The 4,018-nt window shown below is 70.9% G+C and carries 2 protein-coding genes and 1 pseudogene; all 3 read left to right on the forward strand.

What is annotated here, in order from left to right:
• Positions 1 to 105 (forward strand): annotated as a pseudogene (locus AB0O11_RS39085) (ATP-binding protein); the annotation flags it as partial.
• A gap of 400 nt (positions 106 to 505) precedes the next feature.
• On the forward strand, positions 506 to 3,871 hold the full coding sequence (locus AB0O11_RS39090; protein ID WP_363397330.1) for a nitrate- and nitrite sensing domain-containing protein: 3,366 nt from the start codon (positions 506 to 508) through the stop codon (positions 3,869 to 3,871).
• A gap of 10 nt (positions 3,872 to 3,881) precedes the next feature.
• On the forward strand, positions 3,882 to 4,018 hold a 137-nt coding region (locus tag AB0O11_RS39095), incomplete at its 3' end, for a roadblock/LC7 domain-containing protein (RefSeq protein ID WP_329882915.1).

Below are 4,018 nucleotides of genomic sequence, written 5' to 3' on the forward strand. Positions count from 1 at the left end.
GGCACCGACACCCCCGTCATCACCCTCGACGCCCGCCGCCGCGACAGCGCCAAGAGCGCCCTCATCACCCTCGTCGAACACGCCCTGCTGGCTCGGCTCCGCTGAGCGGGGGGAACCGCACAGCCCCGACGGCCCGTCCCCCGCGACGGGCCGTCGGGGCAGCGACGCTTACCGGCCGGTGTCCTCCCGGGGCCCCGCGCAAGACCCGTGTATAAGCAGCGGATAACAGTTCGGTAGGCATTTTGTGATCAACAATGACCCAGTGTGGCGAATTAGCGTCACTCAGCGCCAGGTGACCACGGTTTTGCTCCGCCATGTCGGTGAATGTCCGGATTGTTCCGACGCGGGTGCCGGACGGCGGCTGTTTGTCCCCCATCCCTGCACGTGCTGAAATTCCAGCTGCCCCTGGATGTCTCACGTGTCGGCCCGTCCGGCGGGACGTCAGGGCCCGGGGGTAGCGCTGGATTGATCCATGGCCGGCAGTCGGCCGAGAGGTAGTTGTCGAGTGAGGCGTAAGCAGCAACCCGCCCCGCAGCGGCGCTCCGAGCCCCGCCAGAGCGAGCCGAACGGTACCCCCGGGGACCCGACCGGATTCTCCGCGTTCACTCCCACGGAGGAACGCGCCCAGACCCCCGTCCCGGCCTCCGAGCCCACGGTCGCACCCACGACGCCCCGCAGCGGCGGCTCGTCGGGCGACGGTGGCGGCTCCAGCCGGTACGACTTCCTCCGCCCGCGCAACTGGCGCGTGCCGACCCGTCTGATCGCGATCCTGCTGATCCCCGTGATCATCAGTCTCGTCTTCGGCGGTCTGCGCGTGAACACCTCGGTCGACGGCTACATCAAGGCCTCCCGCGCCGAGAAGACCGCGGAGCTGGCCAAGGCGGCGACCGAACTCGCCGAGGCGCTGGAGAACGAGCGCGACAAGACGCTGATACCCCTGCTCACCAAGCAGGACCCGAACAACGAGGTCACCAAGCGCCGCAACGACACCGACGCCGCGCTGAAGGCGTACAACGCCGCCTACGAGGCCACGGACAAGTCCGGTGAGCTCCCCCGCCGCCACGCGGCGTTCCAGACCCTGATCGTCGACCTGCCGCACCTGCGGGCCAACGCGTACAACCCCGAGCTGTTCGCCAGCGCCACCGCCAACGCCTACTCGGTGATGTTCGCCCCGCTGCTGGCCTACGACAACTCGGTCGGCCTGGGATCCGCCAACGCCACCAGCAAGGGCCGCGCGATCTACGCGATGTCGCTGGCCAAGGCCTCCGCCTCGACCCAGCGCGCGCTGATGCTCAACCTGCTGGTCGGCATCTCGCAGAACACCATCACGCGCTACGAGAACCAGGACGTGATCCAGCAGATCCTGGTCGCGCAGAAGCTGGAGCAGGTCTCCCTCAGCGAGTTCAACACCGGTGGCGCCCCCGAGGACGTCGGGAAGTACGCGGCCGCGCAGGTCGCCCAGGCCACCGCCCAGGAACGCTCGGCGTACAAGATGCCCAACGGCACGGCGCCCACCATGCAGGGCCTGCTCCAGCTCGGCGCCGCCTACAGCCAGGCCGCCGCGGAGGGCCAGCTGAAGGGCAAGACCGTCGCCGACGCCGCCTTCACCGAGGCGAGGAACGCCGGTCTGACCCCGGACAACTGGAACCAGGCCGCCAACACCCACATCCAGGCCCTGCGGAGCACCGAAGAGGCGCTGCTGAACGACGTCCTCACCGACTCCCGCAACCTCAAGGACAACGCGCTCTACGACGCCGTCCTCAACACGATCATCGTCGTCGCGGCGCTGATCCTGGCCGGCCTGCTCACCGGCTACGTGGCCCGCTCGATGATCCTCGGCATGCGCACCCTGCGCAGCGCCGCCCTGGAGATCGCCGACCACCGCCTGCCGGACCTGGTCGAGAAGCTCTCCAAGACCGACCCCGACCGGGTCGACACCTCGGTGACCCCGATCCCGCTGCACGGCAAGGACGAGATCGGCGAGGTCGCCCGGGCGTTCGACCAGGTCCACCAGCAGGCCGTGGCGCTCGCCGCCGAGCAGGCCCTGCTGCGAGGGAACGTCAACGCGATCTTCACCAACCTGTCGCGCCGCAGCCAGAGCCTGATCCAGCGCCAGCTGGCGCTGATCACCGACCTGGAGAACAACGAGGCCGACCCGGACCAGCTGGAGAACCTCTTCAAGCTGGACCACCTGGCCACCCGTATGCGCCGCAACGGTGAGAACCTGCTCGTCCTCGCGGGCGAGGAGGCCGGCCGCCGCTGGAACACCCCGGTCCCGCTGGTCGACGTGCTCCGCGCCGCCGCCTCCGAGGTGGAGCAGTACGAGCGCGTCGAGCTCTCCGGCATCCCGGAGGTCGACGTCGTCGGCGCCGCCGTGACCGACCTCGTCCACCTGCTCGCCGAGCTGCTGGAGAACGCCACCTCGTTCTCCAGCCCGCAGACCCGGGTGCTGGTCAACGCGACCCGTCTGCCGGACGGCCGCGTGCTGGTCGAGATCCACGACAAGGGCATCGGCCTCACCGCCGAGGACTTTGCGGAGATCAACGAGAAGCTGGCCGAGCCGCCCACGGTGGACGCCACCATCTCCCGCCGCATGGGCCTGTTCGTGGTCGGCCGGCTCTCCCAGCGGCACGACATCCGCGTCCAGCTCCGCCCGTCCGGCGAGTCCGCCGGCACCACCTCGCTGGTCATGCTCCCGCCGTTCGTCACCCAGTCCGGTGCGGCGCCGGAGCCGGACGAGCAGTTCACCGTCTCCCGGATCTTCGCCGAGCAGGAGCCGACCGCCGAGTGGGCGCCGGCCCCCAGCGCCCGCAGCGCGGCCGAGCTCGGCTTCGACGACCACCTCACCGGCATCGGCAACGCCGGCTCCAGCGGGTTCAGCCCGGCCCTGGAGGCCGTCCAGCGCTCGCAGCGCCTCGACCAGGTCCGCCGCACGGCCCTGGAGAGCGCCCCGCAGGCACCGGTGGTGGACGCCGAGGTCGAGGAGGAGTACCAGCAGGGCTACGACCAGTACGCCCCGCAGGGCTACGAGCAGCAGGGCTACGCCGACGACCAGTACGGCTACGACCAGGGCGGCTACCAGCAGGACGGGTACGCCCGGGACGAGTACGCCCAGGACGGCTACGACCAGTACGCCCCGCAGGGCTACGAGCAGCAGCAGGACTTCGCCGACGACCAGTACGGCTACGACCAGGGCGGCTACGACCAGAGCGGCTACCAGCAGGACGAGTACGCCGACCAGTACGGCCGGCAGGCCGAGGAGTCCCCGGCCGGCCACCCGTACACCCCGGAGCCGCCCGCGCTGCCCGCCGCCGAGCCGCACACCACCCTGCCGTCCGGGCTGCCGCAGCGCCGCCCCGGCGAGCAGCTGGCGGGCGGTGGCCCCGCCGCCGGTGCGACCGGCGGCAGCGCGGCCGGCGACGGCCCGAACTGGTTCGCCGGCGCCAAGGACACCTCGACGCCCGCGGCCCAGCGCGGCCACGACGTGTCCTCGCTCGGCGGATACGGCCCGACCGGCCCGACCGCCAGCGCCGCCTGGCAGTCGCCGAACGACGGCGACTGGCAGCGGGCCGAGCAGCTGCGCGAACCCTCCTCCAGCGGCACCACCGGCGCCGGTCTGCCGCGGCGCGTGCCCAAGCAGAACCTGGTGCCCGGCAACGCCAAGCCCACCCCGCAGGACGGGCCGCAGGTCTCCCGCAGCCCGGAGGAGGTCCGAGGCCGCCTCACCAACCTGCGCCGCGGTGTGGAGCAGGGTCGCACTGCCGGTAACACCGGAAGCTTCCGGATCGACCCCGATCAGGTAGACCAGTCCGGCAACGGACAGAACCGGAGCACCGATCTCTTCGGCGGCTCGAACCACCAGGAGCGTTGAGTTGACTCAGATGAGCCAGGCCGCACAGAACCTGAACTGGCTGATCACCAATTTCGTGGACAACACCCCCGGGGTGTCCCACACCGTGGTGGTCTCCGCGGACGGCCTCCTGCTGTGCATGTCCGAGGGCTTCCCGCGCGACCGTGC

It is taken from the genome of Kitasatospora sp. NPDC093102 (assembly GCF_040683915.1).
In the GTDB taxonomy this organism is placed as follows: Bacteria; Actinomycetota; Actinomycetes; order Streptomycetales; family Streptomycetaceae; genus Kitasatospora.